Genomic DNA, 16730 nt, shown 5'->3' on the forward strand with positions numbered 1-16730 from the left:
AAACATGCAGCTATCCCTTTCTTTTCGGGACGATCATTGATTTACCGACAAAATATTTCCCGGGAAATACTTTGTCGAAACTTATTTTATTTCCTTACAGGCTTGCCCGCAGAATTTCGACAGAGTCCTGTTTGGTCAGTTTTTTGAAATTCCCATATTCAGGACGGGCAATGACCGTCTTTTCGGCCATCTCCTGGATGGAACTTTCATCAATGGAATATTCCTTCAATCTGGATGGTGCACCGATACTGTTCCAGAATGCACGTAATTCCTCTATGCCTTCCAATGCCACTTGGCGATCCGATTTTCCACTTGTTTTTACATTAAACACACGGACAGCCAGCTGTTTGAAGCGGTCTGCATTGCTATCATCCAGCACGTGTTTCATCCAATTCGGGAATAGGATGGCCAATCCGCCGCCATGAGGAATATCATGTACTGCGGAAGCAGCATGCTCCAAATTATGGGTTGCCCAATCTCCTCTCAAGCCCATGCTGAGCATATCATTCAAAGCCAAAGTACCGCTTAGCATGATGGTTTCCCTATATTCATAATTCTCCGGGTCATCCAGTAGTTTCGGTGCAGTTTCGATCACCGTTTTTAAAATCGATTCACAGAATCGGTCCTGTATTGGTGTATTTGTTTCCTGGTGAAAATAATGTTCCAACACGTGAGACATGATATCTACCATGCCGTATACTGTTTGTTCCCGCGGTACGGAAAACGTATGCTCCGGGTCCAATATCGAAAATTTCGGCCATGAATACGGTGAACCCCAGCCATGTTTTTCTTTGGTCTCCCAGTTTGTAATAACGGATCCTCTGTTCATTTCAGATCCTGTAGCAGCAATTGTCAGTACCGTGCCAAAGGGAAGCCCGCCTGTTGCTTTGGCTTTCTTTGTGACAATGTCCCACATATCTACATCTGTTTTAGCCCCTGCAGAAATCGCTTTTGTACAATCAATTGTACTTCCGCCGCCCACTGCAAGCAGAAATTCGATGCCTTCCTTTTTGCAGATTTCCACGCCTTTTCGTACCGTGGAAATCCGCGGGTTTGGCTCTACACCTGATAATTCAAAGACTTCGGCATTGATATCACTGAGCTTTTTCATGATATTGCCGTAAATTCCATTCTTCTTAATACTTCCCCCGCCATAAACAAGCAAAATTTTCTTTCCGTATTTCTCCACTTCTTTTGGCAGCGCATCCAGTTGCCCTTTGCCAAATATCAGTTTTGTCGGGTTTTGAAAGGTAAAGTTGTTCAATCCGGATCCTCCTTATTTCTTTTTCGTATAAACAACTACTTCTATTTCCACTAGTGCATCTTTGGGCAGCTTGCTTACTTCGAAAGTAGCTCTGGCAGGGTATGGTTCTGTTAAATAACTGCCATAAATATCGTTTACCGCAGCAAAGTCGCCCATAGAACTCAAGTATATGGTGAATTTAACAGCTTGGGAAAAATCCGTATCAGCCTCAGTAAGTATCGCCTGTAAATTCTTCATTACCTGCTCTGTTTGGTTTTTAATGCCTTCCGCAAGTTCCCCGGTTTCAGGGTTAATGCCAATCTGCCCGGAAACGTAGATAAAGTCCCCTGCCTGCATCGCCTGTGAATATGGTCCAAGCGCTTCCGGCGCATTTTTTGAATGAATTGCTTTTGTCATAATACCTTTCTCCTTTACATGATTTCTTTCATTTTACCATTTTTACAATACAGTTCCTATTACGGCATGCTAAAAATCAGTCTTTATCTGCTTTACTTTTAAACAATTCCTTCTCCCGCCATTTCCCGAAACGGTAGTAGCCATAAGCAAAAATACTGCTGATGATAAAGCTGCTGCCCATTCCAAGTGCAATTCCAATATCGCCAAACATATTGGAAAAAATGGCTGTCAACGGAAAACGCAGTACCCAGAAAGAAATGATATTGAGTACCAGCACTTGATACATTGCGCCTGCTGCCCGCACGATGCCATTTAAGATAAAATTAATCCCAAGAAACGGAAAACACAGTGCAACGATTTGCAAGTAACGGGTGCCAAACTGAACAGCTTCTTCTTCCTGGATAAACAGTCTGATTCCGTGTTCCGCAAAAAACACCACAAGAATACCAACTGTAAGCATTAGTGCAAAATTATACAGTACACCGTATTTGGTAATATCCTTGATCCGAGTCCAATTATTCACACCGATATTTTGACCAGCCATACTATTTACAGCCGTGCCCAATGCATGTGCCGGAAGCATGAGCAGGCTATCTAGCCGCTGAGCAGCACTAAAACCAGCCACCACGCCCGGGCCGAAATTAGTTACTACACTTAAGATAGCTGCGGAACCTGCGGATATAACGGACATTTGCAGCCCTGCAGGAATCCCTAAATTTAATATTAGTTTAACCTCATTCCAGGCAGGGAGCTTGGGCCGTATAAAAGGCACAAGGTTTTTATATAACACGTATAACATTCCATATAAAAATGCCGTTCCCTGGGAAACAATTGTGGCATATGCTGCACCTTCAATACCGAGGTTAAGACCAGCTATGAACAGCGGATTAATTATCACATTCATTATTACCGCTATCAGGACAAATCTGAGTGGTGTCCGGCTGTCTCCCATAGCCCGCAATACCGTCCCGATAAAATTATAGCCAAACAAAAATAATATACCGAGAAAATTAATCTGCAGGTATGACCTCGCTCCGGCCATCATTTCCCCCGGTGTTCCCAGCAGATTTAAGAGGCTTTCCGCAAAGATAAATCCAAATGAGCCCAATGTAAGCGCAATAACCGTTAATAATACAACAAAGGCGTTTAAATACCGTTTTAAACCAGCATCATTTTTCTTCCCTTTTTGCTGGGATAGAATTGTTAAAGCAGCATTATTAATCCCGATTACGAAGGACAAAACCGTAAATATAATGGTAGAAGAGATAGCAACCGATCCTAACGCATCAGCACCAAGCAAATTCCCTACCCATAAGCTGTCGGCAAATTGATAGGATGTCTGCAATAAATTCGTCAGCATTATCGGTCCGGAAAAAATGATTAACTGCTTTAGAATATTCCCTTGTGTGAAATCATGCTGCTTCCGCATTTTACGTTCTCTGCCTCTCTCTTTAAAATACCTCATGTTAATAAAAAAATAGCTGCCCGTCCGAGTTCCTGCTTCAAATAGGAGGAACCCGGTTCATTGGACAGTCTAATGATCCTTTAGCACAGTGTATTCAATTAGTTCGCACCCTGCATTTCTTTTTTACCGCCTTTATCCCCTTTAAAGACAAATTGAAGCGCGAGCATTACAGCGAATGCAGAAAAACCGACGATATCCGTTATTGTACCCGGATAAATTAACAGTATCCCAGTAATGAATGCTGCTATTCGTTCAAACCAGGGCATACTTCTGTACCAGAAACCAATCATACTTGCACCAATGGCAATCATCCCTAATAATGCTGTAAATATAATAAAGGCCACTTCGAAAAAGGTTGTATCGATCATTAATATTTCCGGCTGGAGCACGAACATGTATGGAATTATAAAGGCTGCAATCGCCAATTTCACTGCGTTTCCACCCGTCCGTATCGGTTCCCCTCCGGATATACCCGTAGCCGCAAAAGCTGCAAGTGCCACCGGCGGGGTAATATCCGCCACAATCCCAAAGTAAAATACAAACATATGGGCTGCAAGTACCGGCACTGCGACATCCAGCTGATCGTTAAGCGCCAAAATGGCAGGCAGTGCTATTGTTGACGTAATAATATAGTTTGCCGTAGTTGGTGATCCCATCCCTAAAATTATGGAAGCGATCATTGTAAAGATCAGTGTCAATATCAATTGCATATCTGCATTTATTGCAATTGTACCGGCTAGACTTACTAAACTATTTCCTATTTTTAATCCTAACCCTGTTCTCGTAACAACTCCAACAATAATACCGGCACATGCTGTAGCCGCTGCAACCCCTAGTGCAGTACGGGCGCCCGAAGTGAGTGCGACAACAAATTTGCTCGGTGTAATTCTAGTATCTTTTCGGAACAGGCTGACAAGTATCGTAATTCCTATTCCATAAAGTGCTGTTCTTTCAATACTAAACCCTTCAAATAATAGCCATACGATAGCTACAATTGGCAGCAATAAATGGATTTTCTTCAATACTTCTATCCTGTTTGGAAGCTGGTCTTTTGGGAGACCAACCAAACCTGTCCGCTTTGCTTCCAAGTGGGTAATAATCCATATTCCGGCGAAGTATAAAAGTGCCGGAATCGTAGCGGCCTTGGCAATATCCCAATAGCTTTCCCCTGCAAATTCAATCATGAGAAAAGCAGCCGCTCCCATAATTGGCGGCATGATTTGGCCACCTGTGGACGAAGCAGCTTCTACGGCACCGGCAAAGTTCGGCCGGTAACCGAGCCTTTTCATCATGGGAATCGTATAAGAACCGGTCGTTACAGTATTCGCAACTGAACTCCCGGAGATAGTTCCATTTAAGGCACTGGAGAAAATGGCCACTTTCGCAGGGCCGCCTGTACGCTGTCCGGCAATCGCCAAAGCAAGATCATTGAAATACATTCCAACTCCTGTTTGAACCAAAAATGCCCCGAACAGTAAAAATAAGAAAATATATGTAGAAGATACCTGTAACGGCGTGCCCAATATACCCTCTGTTGTAAAAAACATTGAGTTAATTAACTGTTGCAGGCTAAGTCCCCGGTGTGCAAGATCTCCAGGCATGTGCGGCCCGAAATAAGCATAGATAAGGAAGGCTGCGGCTACAATAACGATCGGAAGGCCGACTGCTCTTCTCGATGCTTCCAGTACAAGCAGTATGGCAATACCGCCGATAACCATTTGCGCTTCAGTGATTCCGCCGATTTGCTGCACTATCGTATCATAATAAACCGGCCAGTATCCGCATACAATAATCGATAATAAAACAAGAATATAATCATACCATGCTACTTTGCCTTTTGGCGCTCCCCTTCTTGCCGGGAATAAAAGAAATATTAGTGATAATGCAAATCCCAAGTGAACGGTACGCTGAATGTAAGCAGTATACTGGCCGAACATACCTGTATATATTTGAAATATGGAAAATGCCAAAAGACCAAAAAACACGACTCCTGCCATTATCCCGGACAAATTCCGGGTATTGGATTCAGTGTCATACTTTTGCATTAATTCTGCTTGCTCTTCTTCCGACAACTCCCCAGCATCTGATTGTTTTTCCTTAGCTTGATTATCATTTTGCTGTTCTTCTGATTCATCGTTTTCCGGTACTGTTTTTATATCTTTCTCCGGATTCTCTTTTTTTATATCGTCTTGATTTTCCTGCTGATCTTCCGGCTTGTCTTTCTGATCTTCATTTAATTTCTTATTCTGCTGATCTTTATCTTTTGAATCACTCATGGATTCTCACTCCTTTCATCATTTGCCATAATGATAGATTATCAACTTTTATTGTAAACCAAGCCCCTGGCTCAAAGTAATCATTAAAATACCGCATATGTTCTTCTTCTCCCCATACGAGCCTGTGTTCAGAAACCGCTTTCCCATTTCTTACTTTTAATTCCGGAAAAATGTTTTCCATATTCCTTATATGATATTTACCATCCTCGTATACAAACTCTTCTCCTTCTTGTGCGTTGGATGGCATACCAATTCCAAATTCCTCGTAAATAAATTCATATTGTTTGATATGGTGATTATCCAGGACAATATATTTTTCCACTACATCAGTCAAATGGATGGAATGTGTGAATATTATTTGGAAGGTGTCCTGATCATTTACCGGCAAAAAAGCCTCAACTTCATTTGTATTTTCCTTGTAAAATACCAAAGCTTGCCGGAAAGGAACAAAAATAACAGTTAACAACAGCACTGTCATAAGAAGAATAATAATGAAAAGTTTTAATTTCATTGAGAGATGCCCCTTGCTAATTCACCAAAAATCATTATACATTTTAACAGTCTATCATAGATTTGAAAAGTTTGCTTAACGTCATACCAGCATTTCTCAGTTTGGAAAGCTTTTACTTTCCCAATCGTCTTTAATTGATAATACTGTAATCTTAATATATGTAATACTCATTTACTGGCAAACTTTGATTTTAATAAAAGTATATTTTAAAATACATTGATTGACCGGCAGCAACTCCTGGTCAAAGGATCAGCCGCCGGTCATTTTCTCCATTCTGTATAAATCGTTCTTTAGTTTACGCCTTGTTCTTCAAAATATCTTGCTGCACCCGGGTGAAGGTCAATACCAATACCATCAAGGGCAGAATCCAATGTGATATCTGCAGCTCTGTTATGCGCCATTGATTCAGTATTTTCATAAATGGCTGCAGTTATATCATAAACTACATCCTCAGATAAACTATCAGTTACCGCTATCATGGCAAGTACTGCTACTGTTGTTACATCTTCTTCTATCCCATATGTGCCGGCTTCAACGGTGTCTTCGGCATAGAAAGGATAAGCTTCAATCAGCTCTTCAATTTTGTCCTGCTCCACAGGTAAAATTTTCACACCTACTGTTGCAGTCAGTTCTTCTACAGCACCTGTTGGTGTACCTGAAGTAATAACAGCTGCATCAATATTTCCATCCTGGATGCCGCCGGTGGACTCACCGAAGTCAAGATTTTGCGCGTCAATATCATCCATTGTCAACCCGTGAATTTCAAGAATCTGCTCTGCATTAAAGAATGTACCTGAACCTGGTGCCCCAACTGAAACTGTTTTTCCTTCCAGATCTTCGATGGATTCAATGTCAGAGTCTTCCGTAGTTACAATTTGTACGGTTTCCGGATAAAGGGATCCAAGTGCCAATACGTTATCTACCGGATCATCTTCAAATACACCTGTACCTTCAACGGCCTGGGCCATTGTATCAGTTTGAACCAATCCCAGCTCTGCTTCACCCTGCTGCAGATCAATAATATTATCTGCTGACGCATTTGAAGAAAGCGCGTCTGTTTGAATGCCTGTTTCATCAGAGATATTCGAAGCCATTTCTCCACCAAGCGGGTAATATGTACCGCTCGTACCACCTGTTAGCAAACTTAGGAATTCAGGTCTTTCCCCCTCAGCGGCACTCTCGTCATCTGAACCGCCATCATCTGTTTCGGTACCGCCTTCATCGGTGTCAGTACCTCCATCTTCAGTATCGTCTCCGCCGCCGCATGCTGTCAAAAATAGTGCAAGCACCAGTAACATGGCGAAGAATAATAGACTTTTCTTTTTCATACTAAAATCCCCCTTTGTACATTTAGTAATTTTCATTTTACCTTCAAGCTCATGATATTGTCAATGTATTAACGCAAATATTTAAAACGCTTACAGATCTGATGATGCAAGGTAAGCAGACTTTCATTGCAACTGATATAACATTAGGTTATTAACTTACAAGGTTTTACCCTTTCGCTTTAAACCTCTTTTTCTATTTATATCAAGTTGTAATTATTTCTTTCATTATTGTTTCCTTTTTAATTCCGTACCTAATCTGCCCAAAGGGATTGCGATTCAGCTTTATCAGAAATTTTTCCTGCTGGCCGTATATCTTTGGTGTGTTTATTCTGAATAAGAAAAGGTGCTGTTTGAATATTTGCCTCTTCTATTTGCTAAATAAATTTGTTATGGATAGCCCTTGTGATCTCTCTTAAAAAGCTTTTATTTTATCCGTTTGGAATCAATTGAATATTCGGTCTTATAAAACAACATAATCACTCCTCTGTTATAACTATTATGGAAGAGGATAATTCATTCTTATTTTATTTTTGTAGCTTCATTTATATGGGGCAGAAAATGAGCCGCTTTAATTGCTCCTCTGTTCAGCTTGACTGAAAAAGCAAGTCTGCTTTATTACTGAAGCAAATATGATATATTATTCGTCTTTTCTATGCTTACTCAACGTTCTGTCTCGGCCTCAAAAAAAAAGAAACAGCCCCTCTCTTACATGAGAAGGGCTGTTTCGTATTATTCTTCGATATATACGTCTTTCAGCTGCAGGATTTGTGTTGGCAGCACTTCCAATCCTTTTACTTCGTCACGTACGCTGAATACATGCTCCTGATGATGCAAATATAGCATAGGAGCTAGTTCGGTTAACCTCTCCTGAGCTTGCGTATAGATTTCCTGGCGTGCCTCCGGATCTCCTTCACGGCGACCCGCATCAAGCAGTTCATCCAGCTCATCATCGCGGATGAATGAACGGTTCCCAGGTTCACCCACATTATTGGAATGGAAAAGTGCGTATAAGGCATAATCCGCATCTCCTGTTACGGTAGACCAGCCAAGTACGAACATGTCATGCTCCCCGTTTGCAGTCTGCTCCAGGTAAGCACCCCATTCAAGCACTTCCACTTCAACATCAATGCCGATTTCTCCAAGCTGTGCCTGAACGTTTGTAGCTGCATCAATACGCTCACGGCTGTCATTTGTCCAGATAGTAGTTGAAAAGCCATCTTCATAACCAGCTTCTGCAAGCAGGTTTTGTGCTTCTTCCAAATCATGCTCCAGACCGGATACACTGTCATCGTATCCAAATACATCCGGCGGGATTGGGCCTATAGCAGGAATACCGATACCGTCATAGATTCCGTCGATAATCTGACTTTTGTCAATCGCCATATTGATTGCCTGACGCACTAACGGATCATCAAAAGGTTCTTTTTCCATGTTAAACCCGATATAAGAAAGACTTACACTTGGCTGTTGAAGTACACTAGCACCATCTGTTTCCTCAATTTGCGGAATATCCGAAGGACTTAACGGGTATGCCATATGAGAGTCCCCAGTAGTCACTTCAGCCACACGGGTTAGGTCTTCACCAACAACTTTGAATGTTACAGAGTCAAGCAATGCATTGTCGCCCCAGTAGTCTTCATTTCTTACAAGACGCACATACTCACCTGGCTGCCATTCATCAAACTTAAAGTACCCGGTACCAATTGGATTTTCATTAATGACACTTCCCGGCTCTTCACCATTTTCCATTGCCTCATAATCAGCCTCGATTTGTTCCAGAGCTACCATTCCGCCACCGCTGTGAGCAAGGTGTGCAGGAAGCGGTGCGAATGGGTATTCAGTATGAAAGCGTACAGTATAATCATCCACTACTTCCACTTCTGTTACCATTTCATATAAGAAAGCCCGTTGTGAAGCTACATCCGGATCAAGCACACGATCGATGTTTGCTTTCACAACCTCTGCATTGAATTCTGAACCATCGTGGAAAGTAACACCTTCTCGCAGCTGGAATTCCCATATGTCATCCTCCACTTGTTCCCAGCTCTCAGCAAGACTTGGCTGAACTTCCATATCTGCATCCTGTGTTGTTAACCTTTCAAAAATATTCTCCTGAACGTCACTGGATGGTACATCATTAGACCCAGCTGGATCAAATGCTACCATATCGGAAGCCTTTGCAATTACAAGGTCACCACCTTGACCATCTCCCTCACTGGATGCATCGTCTCCGGCATCATCACCGTCATCCGTGGTTTCTTCCCCAGTGTCAGCGTCATCTGTGCCGCCGTCTTCATCAGGCTCACTTGCACATGCCGCGAGTAGCATACTGAGCAGTAATGCAAATGCCAATAAAAGAATTCCCTTTTTGGACATTCTCATTATTTCTAACCCCCATTTTATGTAGTTTGTTTATCCTGATTAAAACATCAGAACTTAAAAATAAATATACCGTATCCTTTTTAAAAAAACAAGTCTATATTTCAAATTTTGTTAATGCCAGAAATATATGTATATATAAAACTATTACTCTTTTTCCTCAGTTAGAACTTTTTTGTGCAGATATATTTTACTAAGACTCCAGTTCCAGGTTAGCGGCAATCCAAGGATTACCTAGTTCTTTCCGCCCAGTAACCAGCCTGTTTTTCAATAAAAGTCATACTATCTTGTAAAAATTTCTATATTGTAATATGGATTTCTCATGATATAATAACTATCATTGCAGTTTTCTATATTTTAAAAGAAAGGAAGTAAGCAAGATATGAGCGAACAGATGCAGACAATTGATAATCCCCGTACTGCTGTAAAACCGCCGAACCCTCGGCTAAAAAATGCAAAAATTGCTTATAATAAACTTAAAAAAAATAAAGCAGCAATGATTGGCGGATTTATGATTTTGTTTTTTATCGCTGTGGCATTCATAGGTCCATATTTCACACCTTATGCACCGGAAACGCAGGATCTGGTAAATAAGCTGCAGCCGCCATCCGCCGATCACTGGTTTGGCACCGATCACTACGGACGGGACATATTCAGCAGAATTATCCATGGGATGTCCATTACGTTGTATATCGGATTCTTTTCCGTAGCAATGGGTGCAACAGTAGGTGTTGTTCTCGGTATGGTTTCCGGGTATTACGGCGGAAAAATTGATACGGTTATTATGCGTGTTATGGATGTTCTATTGGCCTTTCCTGGTATCTTATTGGCACTTGCTATCGTTAGCGTGCTGGGTCCAAGTTTAAATAATGTAATTATTGCTGTCGCCATATTCTCGGTACCTGTTTTCGCACGGATTGTCCGCGGCTCAACCCTTTCCGTCCGGAAACTCGAATACATCGATGCCATGAAGGCACTTGGTGCGAGTGATTTCCGCATACTTTTCAAACATATATTACCGAATATAGCATCGCCAATTATTGTACAGGCTACCTTAAGCATCGCAACTACTGTATTAACAGCAGCAGGACTATCATTCCTGGGACTTGGTGCACAGCCCCCGATGCCCGAATGGGGTGCCATGCTGTCAGATGGACGAAACTATATGTATAATGCCTGGCATGTTGCTTTTTTCCCGGGTGTCATGATAGTCCTTGTCGTACTGGCATTTAATATTTTTGGTGATGGATTAAGAGACGCACTTGATCCGAAAATGAAAGAGTAGAAAGGGGTGCAGCCAATATGTTTAAATTTATAGTCAGAAGACTTTTACAAACAATACCGGTTTTAATCGGTGTTTCCATACTTGTATTCAGTTTAATGCATTTGATTCCTGGTGACCCCGCTGTAATTATGTCCGGGGAAAGCGCACCGGAAGAACAGGTAGAAAACATGAGGGAACGTTTAGGTCTCAACGATCCCTTGCATGTGCAATATTTTAACTATGTCTCCAATGCAGTACAGGGAGATCTGGGGAGCTCCATCCGGAGCGGCCGGGATGTTACAGATGAAATAGGCGGCCGGTTTTGGGTAACAGTCGAACTTGCCATATACAGTACTATTTTAAGTATATTTCTCGGTTTAATTGCAGGGATTGTCTCTGCAACAAGACAGTATTCATTTGCTGATACTGCTTTAATGATTGTTGCTCTGTTTGGTGTATCCATGCCAAACTTCTGGCTGGGACTCATGCTGATTCAGTGGTTTGCCATTGGAATAGACTTGCCAAGCTGGGTGCCTTTTCTTGAAGATACAGCCTGGTTTAAACCATCCGGATGGGGAGAATTATCCCAGGTCATTTTACCGGTTATTACACTTGGAACCAGCGGAGCTGCAATCATCGCCCGGATGACCCGTTCCAGTATGCTGGAGGTCATTAATCAGGATTATATACGAACTGCAAGAGCAAAAGGGGTAAAAGAGCGGGTTGTTGTTTACCGCCATGCGTTAAAGAATGCGTTAATCCCTGTTGTTACTGTTGTAGGTCTTCAGTTTGGCGCATTATTGGGAGGTACAGTGCTGACCGAAACCGTATTTGCGATCAATGGGATGGGCAAATTAATTATTGATTCCATTCAGGCAAGGGACTTCCCGATTGTACAGGGTACGATTCTTGTAGTCGCTTTATTGTTCGTATTGGTAAACATGCTTGTCGATATAGCCTATCGATTCTTAAATAAACGTATCGACCTCGAGTGATAGTGTTTAAATAGATTATTAGGAAGGTGAAATAGAATGGCAGACACACCTAACTCATATGAAAATATATTGGAGATAAATGAATTGCGTACTTCCTTCTTCACCAAAGACTTGGAAGTGAAGGCAGTGGACGGAGTGACCTACGCACTGCCAAAAGGGAAAACGCTCGGTGTTGTAGGTGAGTCAGGCTCAGGTAAAAGTATTACCGCCCTTTCCATTCTTCAATTAATAGAAGATCCGGGAAAAATTGTCGGCGGGGAAATTAAATTTAAAGGGGAAAATCTTCTCGAGAAATCTGAAGCACAAATGCGCAAGGTTCGCGGGAATGAAATATCAATGATTTTCCAGGAGCCAATGACTTCGCTAAATCCAACTTACACTGTTGGACAGCAAATCGGGGAAGCTTACAAAGTCCATCAGCAGCTTGGCAAAAAAGAAGCGAGAGAGCGTTCTATTGAAATGCTGAAGCTGGTCGGCATTCCATCTCCCGAAAAAAGGATTGATCAATATCCGCATGAATTATCGGGCGGGATGAGACAGCGTGTTATGATTGCCATGGCACTTGCCTGTGATCCAGATTTGCTGATTGCGGATGAACCAACGACAGCACTTGACGTGACCATTCAGGCGCAGATTCTTGACTTGATGAACGATCTGCAGGACAGATTGGGCATGGGGATATTACTGATCACTCACGACCTTGGTGTTGTTGCGGAAACATGTGATTATGTGGCGGTCATGTATGCAGGAAAAATTGTGGAGTATGCGGATGTGGAAACCATCTTTAATAGCCCGCAGCATCCGTATACCGTCGGATTAATGAATTCTATTCCGCCATCCGATGATGATATAGAAGGGGATCTGCCAATTATTAAAGGGACGGTGCCAAGTCCAAACGAAATGCCTGCAGGGTGCCGCTTTGCCCCGAGATGTCCATTTGCCACTGACCTGTGCAGAAATAATTTACCGGACCTGGAAACGGATGAAAATGGAAATCAAATTCGTTGCTGGATTTATTCAGATGAATGGGACGGAGATCCGGAGGTGAATGTAAGTGCAGAAAGAACTATTAAAAGTAACTGATCTTGAACAGCATTTCCCGATAAAGGGCGGATTTTTAGGCAGGACAGTGAACCATGTAAAAGCAGTCGATGGCGTTTCCTTTACCATTCACGAAGGGGAAACCCTCAGTATTGTTGGTGAGTCCGGCTGTGGAAAATCTACCACCGGCAGAGCCATATTAAGACTTGATGAGCCAACAGGCGGCCAAGTTGAATTTAAAGGAAAAGATCTGCTCTCTTTCAATAAGAAAGAAATGAATAAAACGCGTAAGGACATGCAGGTTATTTTTCAGGACCCTTACGCCTCACTTAACCCGCGTCATTCCGTTTTTCAAATTTTAAATGAAGCCATGGAAATTCAAAAAGTGGTGCCAAAAGATAAACGCGAGGACCGGATTAAAGAGCTATTGGAAACGGTCGGCCTTGGTGCACATCAAATGCATCGCATGCCGCATGAATTCAGCGGCGGACAGCGGCAGCGTATTGGAATTGCACGCGCACTCGCTGTAAACCCGGAACTGATTATTGCAGATGAAGCCGTGTCGGCACTGGACGTATCGATTCAGGCACAGGTCATTAACCTGCTGAAAAAACTGCAGCGGGATTTTAATTTGACATATCTGTTCATTTCCCATGACCTTGGTGTTGTACGCCACATATCTGACCGTATTATTGTAATGTATTTAGGAAAAATCGTGGAAATTGCAGATAAGAAATCTTTATTTGAAAATCCGCAGCACCCTTATACAAAAGCACTGCTTTCTGCAATTCCAACAGCAACTACAGGAAAGAAAAAAGAGCGTATAATCCTAAAAGGCGATGTCCCTTCACCGATCGATCCGCCGACCGGTTGCCGTTTTCACACACGTTGTCCGTTTGCGACTGAACTATGTATGAAGGAAACACCAAAGCTCAGAACAACAGATTCCATGCTGGGAAGCCATCAGGCTGCCTGCCATTACATGGAGCAGATTGAGTCCGGTGAACATCAGCCGACAAGATAAGCAAGTTTTACAGAAGAGTATTCCAATTGGAGTACTCTTCTTTTTTAATTTATTTACAGAATGAAAAATAATTTCTTATTTCGTCTTGACAATATTAAGAAAATTCATTATCATTGTAGCAATTAGTGTTGTTTTTCATTTTTATAACTTTTTGGCAAGGATGGGAAATTTATGAATTTTTCCGAACTGAAGGATCAAATTACAGAAGAAATTGAAGAGATTAGTGAAAAAGTTTCCATTTATATTGAAACAGAGGAAGGCATCATTGCAATCCATGAAAATACAAAAAGGAGAGCTGCCAGCCTCATTAAGGTGCCTATTCTAATGGAGGGATATCGGCAGATTGAAAACAAAGAAATTCATCCGGATACTTTGATCTACATTGATCAAAATATGAGGGTCGGCGGCTGCGGTGTGATCAGTTATTTATCCAGCGGGCATGTCGGGAGCCTGCAAAATATGCTTGAACTCATGATCATTGTTTCCGACAATACGGCTACAAACGTACTTTTGGACAAACTGCAGATAGATAGGATAAATAAATTGGCTAGGTCCATCGGCTGCAGTGAAACAGTAATTGAACGAATGCTGATGGATAAAGAGGCGCAAGCTGCAGGGCTGGATAATTATACGAGTGCCAAAGATATGGTGTATTTGCTGAAAACGATTTTTGAAGACAATGACCATTATACCGAGAATAGCCGATTACATATGCTTGAGATTCTGGCTAATCAGCAATTTAAACATAAATTGCCACTGTATGCAGAAGAAAAAGATGGAATTAAATTTTATCATAAAACCGGTGAATTAGACGGTGTGGAGCATGATGCTGCAATTATGGAAGCAAAGGGACGTATTCTTTATGCTGCCGTGCTGTCGGAGAATTTGTTTCCAAATGCAAGGGGACAAAGGCACATTTCCAGCATTGGCCGGTTACTTGTGGAGTACTTAAAAAAATAAGTCCCTGGAGGTTTTCCTATGAAAATTGCATTATTTGCAAGACCGGAAATTATAGAAAAGGTAAATACCATGAAAGACGATTATAAAGAGATGGAGATCATTTCCTTCCCCTATACTACAGCAAAAGAAACAGCAGCACTGATCAATCAGGCCTTTTTGTGTGATATCTACATATTTGGAGAAACGCTATCCTATTTATATGTCAAACGGATTATCGAAAAGAAAAAGCTGCCAAAGGTAATTATCGCCTTTGATGAATATAAAATCATGTCTGCATTATACAGCCTTTCCTTTATCAAACAGCAGCCGCTGCATCGCTTGTCCGTGGATGTTTATCAGGAAGCTGCATTACATGAGGTATTTTCTGAATTGAAAATTCATGATAAAAAAATTTACCCCTATGCTTATGAGAAGTATGAGGAACCGGATCTTGATAAGATTTTGCATTTTCATCAGCAGCTTTGGGCGGATGGGAAAATTGATTATGTGCTTACCTCCATTAAAGAAGTGGAGGAAAAACTGGCAGCCCTCCATATCCCCGCAAGCTGCATGATAATCCCAAATTTGAATATTAAACAGGCACTGGAAAAAGCGCTTGCCATGAGCAAATTAAACCAGAATCATAGTATCCAAATAGTTCAAGGATACGTACAAATTAAAAACTGGGAAGCCATAAAAAAAGAACAAGGAGAAACTGCAGCGAAAGGAATGCTGCAAAGGCTTCATGAGATGCTTTTATCGTTTGGCAAACAAACCGGCACTTCTATCATGCTTAACCATGATCAGCAAATTGTATTATTTGGAACCAAAGGACTGCTTACCTATATCACCAATCATTATGGCGACTTTCCTTTACTGACGGAACTGGAAGCATCCATACACAGCCCGGTGGATATTGGATTCGGCCTTGGCCTCACTCCCATACAGGCTCAAATAAATGCAAAGGCCGCACTGGAATCAAGCACCGGGCGGGATGGAAGCAATTGCTATGTGGTAAATGAGAGGCGGGAAAAAATCGGTCCGATTGGAATAAAAAAAGAATTTGATACATCAAAGCTTTATTACGCTCTTATTCATAAGGCGCGCCTGAACAACGAACTGTCGTATAACTTTATTGATTTTATCAATCTGCGAAATAATGAACCATTTTCCTCCCAGGATGTTGCCGTCTATTACCGGGTTACAAAAAGAAGTGCCGAACGGACCATTAATAAGCTGTTATCCGGTGAGGTAATTAAAATTGTTGGTGAAGAAAAACCGTACGTAAGAGGAAGACCAAGAAAATTGTTTGCGCTGAATCAATAGGGATAAGGGGCCGGCTTTATTTTTCGGGTAATAAGAAAATGTACCAGTGCCTGCCCGAATTATACTCCTGCATTTTTGCTGCAAGAAAGCACCTGACCCTTGTTCCCTTATTCCAGCTTTCTGAGACCATTTCCATCCTGAAGCATTTGCATCGCTTTTTCATAATCCGCCTCATCCACTTTACCTTCAAGAAAGTGTGTGACAGGCTCTTCTTCACGATCCATGTAAATGCCCTCCGTTATAATACCAGTGCTTGCAGTGGTGGAGCCCATCGTAAATAAGGGAACAAAGACCGTTTTATTTTCTGCATCTGCGGGGAACTCATCAACCAATAAATCAGCTGCACGCAATGCCTCCAGTTTTGCTTTTGCCGCTTCAGCGTCATTTTCCGATTTAAAATATGCATGAATGTTTTTCATCATGAGTAAACACCCCTTCCTTTCTTATATATCGTTATTATTCCCATTTTTACCACGCTAAAACACGGAAACGGTTCTCCTGTTGCGTCCGCCAACAGGGAAA

The 16730-nt window shown here is 41.8% G+C and carries 14 protein-coding genes; 6 read left to right on the plus strand and 8 right to left on the minus strand.

Annotated features, from left to right (window positions below; genetic code table 11):
- Positions 1-94 precede the first annotated feature (94 nt).
- The 7 genes from GHD25_RS11570 to GHD25_RS11600 form a co-directional block, all read right to left on the minus strand.
- A complete protein-coding gene (locus GHD25_RS11570; RefSeq protein WP_164216992.1) occupies positions 95-1264 on the minus strand; it encodes an iron-containing alcohol dehydrogenase in 1170 nt (389 codons plus the stop codon).
- A 12-nt stretch (positions 1265-1276) separates the two neighbouring features.
- Complete coding sequence (locus GHD25_RS11575) at positions 1277-1660, minus strand: RidA family protein (protein WP_164216994.1); 384 nt, start codon at positions 1658-1660, stop codon at positions 1277-1279.
- Between the two features lie 76 nt (positions 1661-1736).
- Complete coding sequence (locus GHD25_RS11580) at positions 1737-3089, minus strand: MATE family efflux transporter (protein ID WP_164217112.1); 1353 nt, start codon at positions 3087-3089, stop codon at positions 1737-1739.
- A gap of 134 nt (positions 3090-3223) precedes the next feature.
- Complete coding sequence (locus tag GHD25_RS11585) at positions 3224-5170, minus strand: TRAP transporter permease (RefSeq protein WP_164217114.1); 1947 nt, start codon at positions 5168-5170, stop codon at positions 3224-3226.
- A 223-nt stretch (positions 5171-5393) separates the two neighbouring features.
- Entirely contained in the window at positions 5394-5912 is a 519-nt protein-coding gene (locus tag GHD25_RS11590) for a DUF1850 domain-containing protein (RefSeq protein ID WP_164216996.1), read from the minus strand.
- Between the two features lie 290 nt (positions 5913-6202).
- Positions 6203-7240: a TAXI family TRAP transporter solute-binding subunit gene (locus GHD25_RS11595; RefSeq protein ID WP_164216998.1), complete on the minus strand. Its 1038-nt coding sequence runs from the start codon at positions 7238-7240 to the stop codon at positions 6203-6205.
- Between the two features lie 729 nt (positions 7241-7969).
- Positions 7970-9622 (minus strand): glutathione ABC transporter substrate-binding protein, encoded by a 1653-nt coding sequence (locus GHD25_RS11600; protein WP_164217000.1) that lies wholly within the window; start codon positions 9620-9622, stop codon positions 7970-7972.
- A 379-nt stretch (positions 9623-10001) separates the two neighbouring features.
- Here GHD25_RS11600 and nikC point away from each other — a divergent pair, with 379 nt between their 5' ends.
- The 6 genes from nikC (at position 10002) to GHD25_RS11630 (ending at position 16208) form a co-directional block, all read left to right on the plus strand.
- A complete protein-coding gene (gene nikC / locus GHD25_RS11605) occupies positions 10002-10904 on the plus strand; it encodes a nickel transporter permease (RefSeq protein WP_164217002.1) in 903 nt (300 codons plus the stop codon).
- 17 nt (positions 10905-10921) lie between these two features.
- On the plus strand, positions 10922-11878 hold the full coding sequence (locus GHD25_RS11610; protein ID WP_164217004.1) for an ABC transporter permease: 957 nt from the start codon (positions 10922-10924) through the stop codon (positions 11876-11878).
- A 36-nt stretch (positions 11879-11914) separates the two neighbouring features.
- Positions 11915-12961: an ABC transporter ATP-binding protein gene (locus tag GHD25_RS11615; protein ID WP_164217006.1), complete on the plus strand. Its 1047-nt coding sequence runs from the start codon at positions 11915-11917 to the stop codon at positions 12959-12961.
- On the plus strand, positions 12933-13943 hold the full coding sequence (locus GHD25_RS11620; protein ID WP_164217008.1) for an ABC transporter ATP-binding protein: 1011 nt from the start codon (positions 12933-12935) through the stop codon (positions 13941-13943). Before GHD25_RS11615 ends, GHD25_RS11620 begins: the two co-directional genes overlap by 29 nt.
- Before the next feature lie 171 nt (positions 13944-14114).
- On the plus strand, positions 14115-14903 hold the full coding sequence (locus GHD25_RS11625) for a serine hydrolase (protein WP_164217010.1): 789 nt from the start codon (positions 14115-14117) through the stop codon (positions 14901-14903).
- 18 nt (positions 14904-14921) lie between these two features.
- Positions 14922-16208 (plus strand): hypothetical protein, encoded by a 1287-nt coding sequence (locus tag GHD25_RS11630; RefSeq protein ID WP_164217011.1) that lies wholly within the window; start codon positions 14922-14924, stop codon positions 16206-16208.
- Positions 16209-16315: 107 nt separating this feature from the next.
- On the opposite strand, the gene GHD25_RS11635 is transcribed toward GHD25_RS11630, so the two are convergent.
- Positions 16316-16630 carry a hypothetical protein gene (locus GHD25_RS11635; protein WP_164217013.1) on the minus strand — a complete coding sequence of 105 codons (315 nt, stop codon included), beginning with the start codon at positions 16628-16630 and terminating at the stop codon, positions 16316-16318.
- Positions 16631-16730 lie beyond the last annotated feature (100 nt).

It is taken from the genome of Virgibacillus aidingensis (genome assembly GCF_010994035.1).
Taxonomy (GTDB): Bacteria; Bacillota; Bacilli; order Bacillales; family Amphibacillaceae; genus Virgibacillus_N.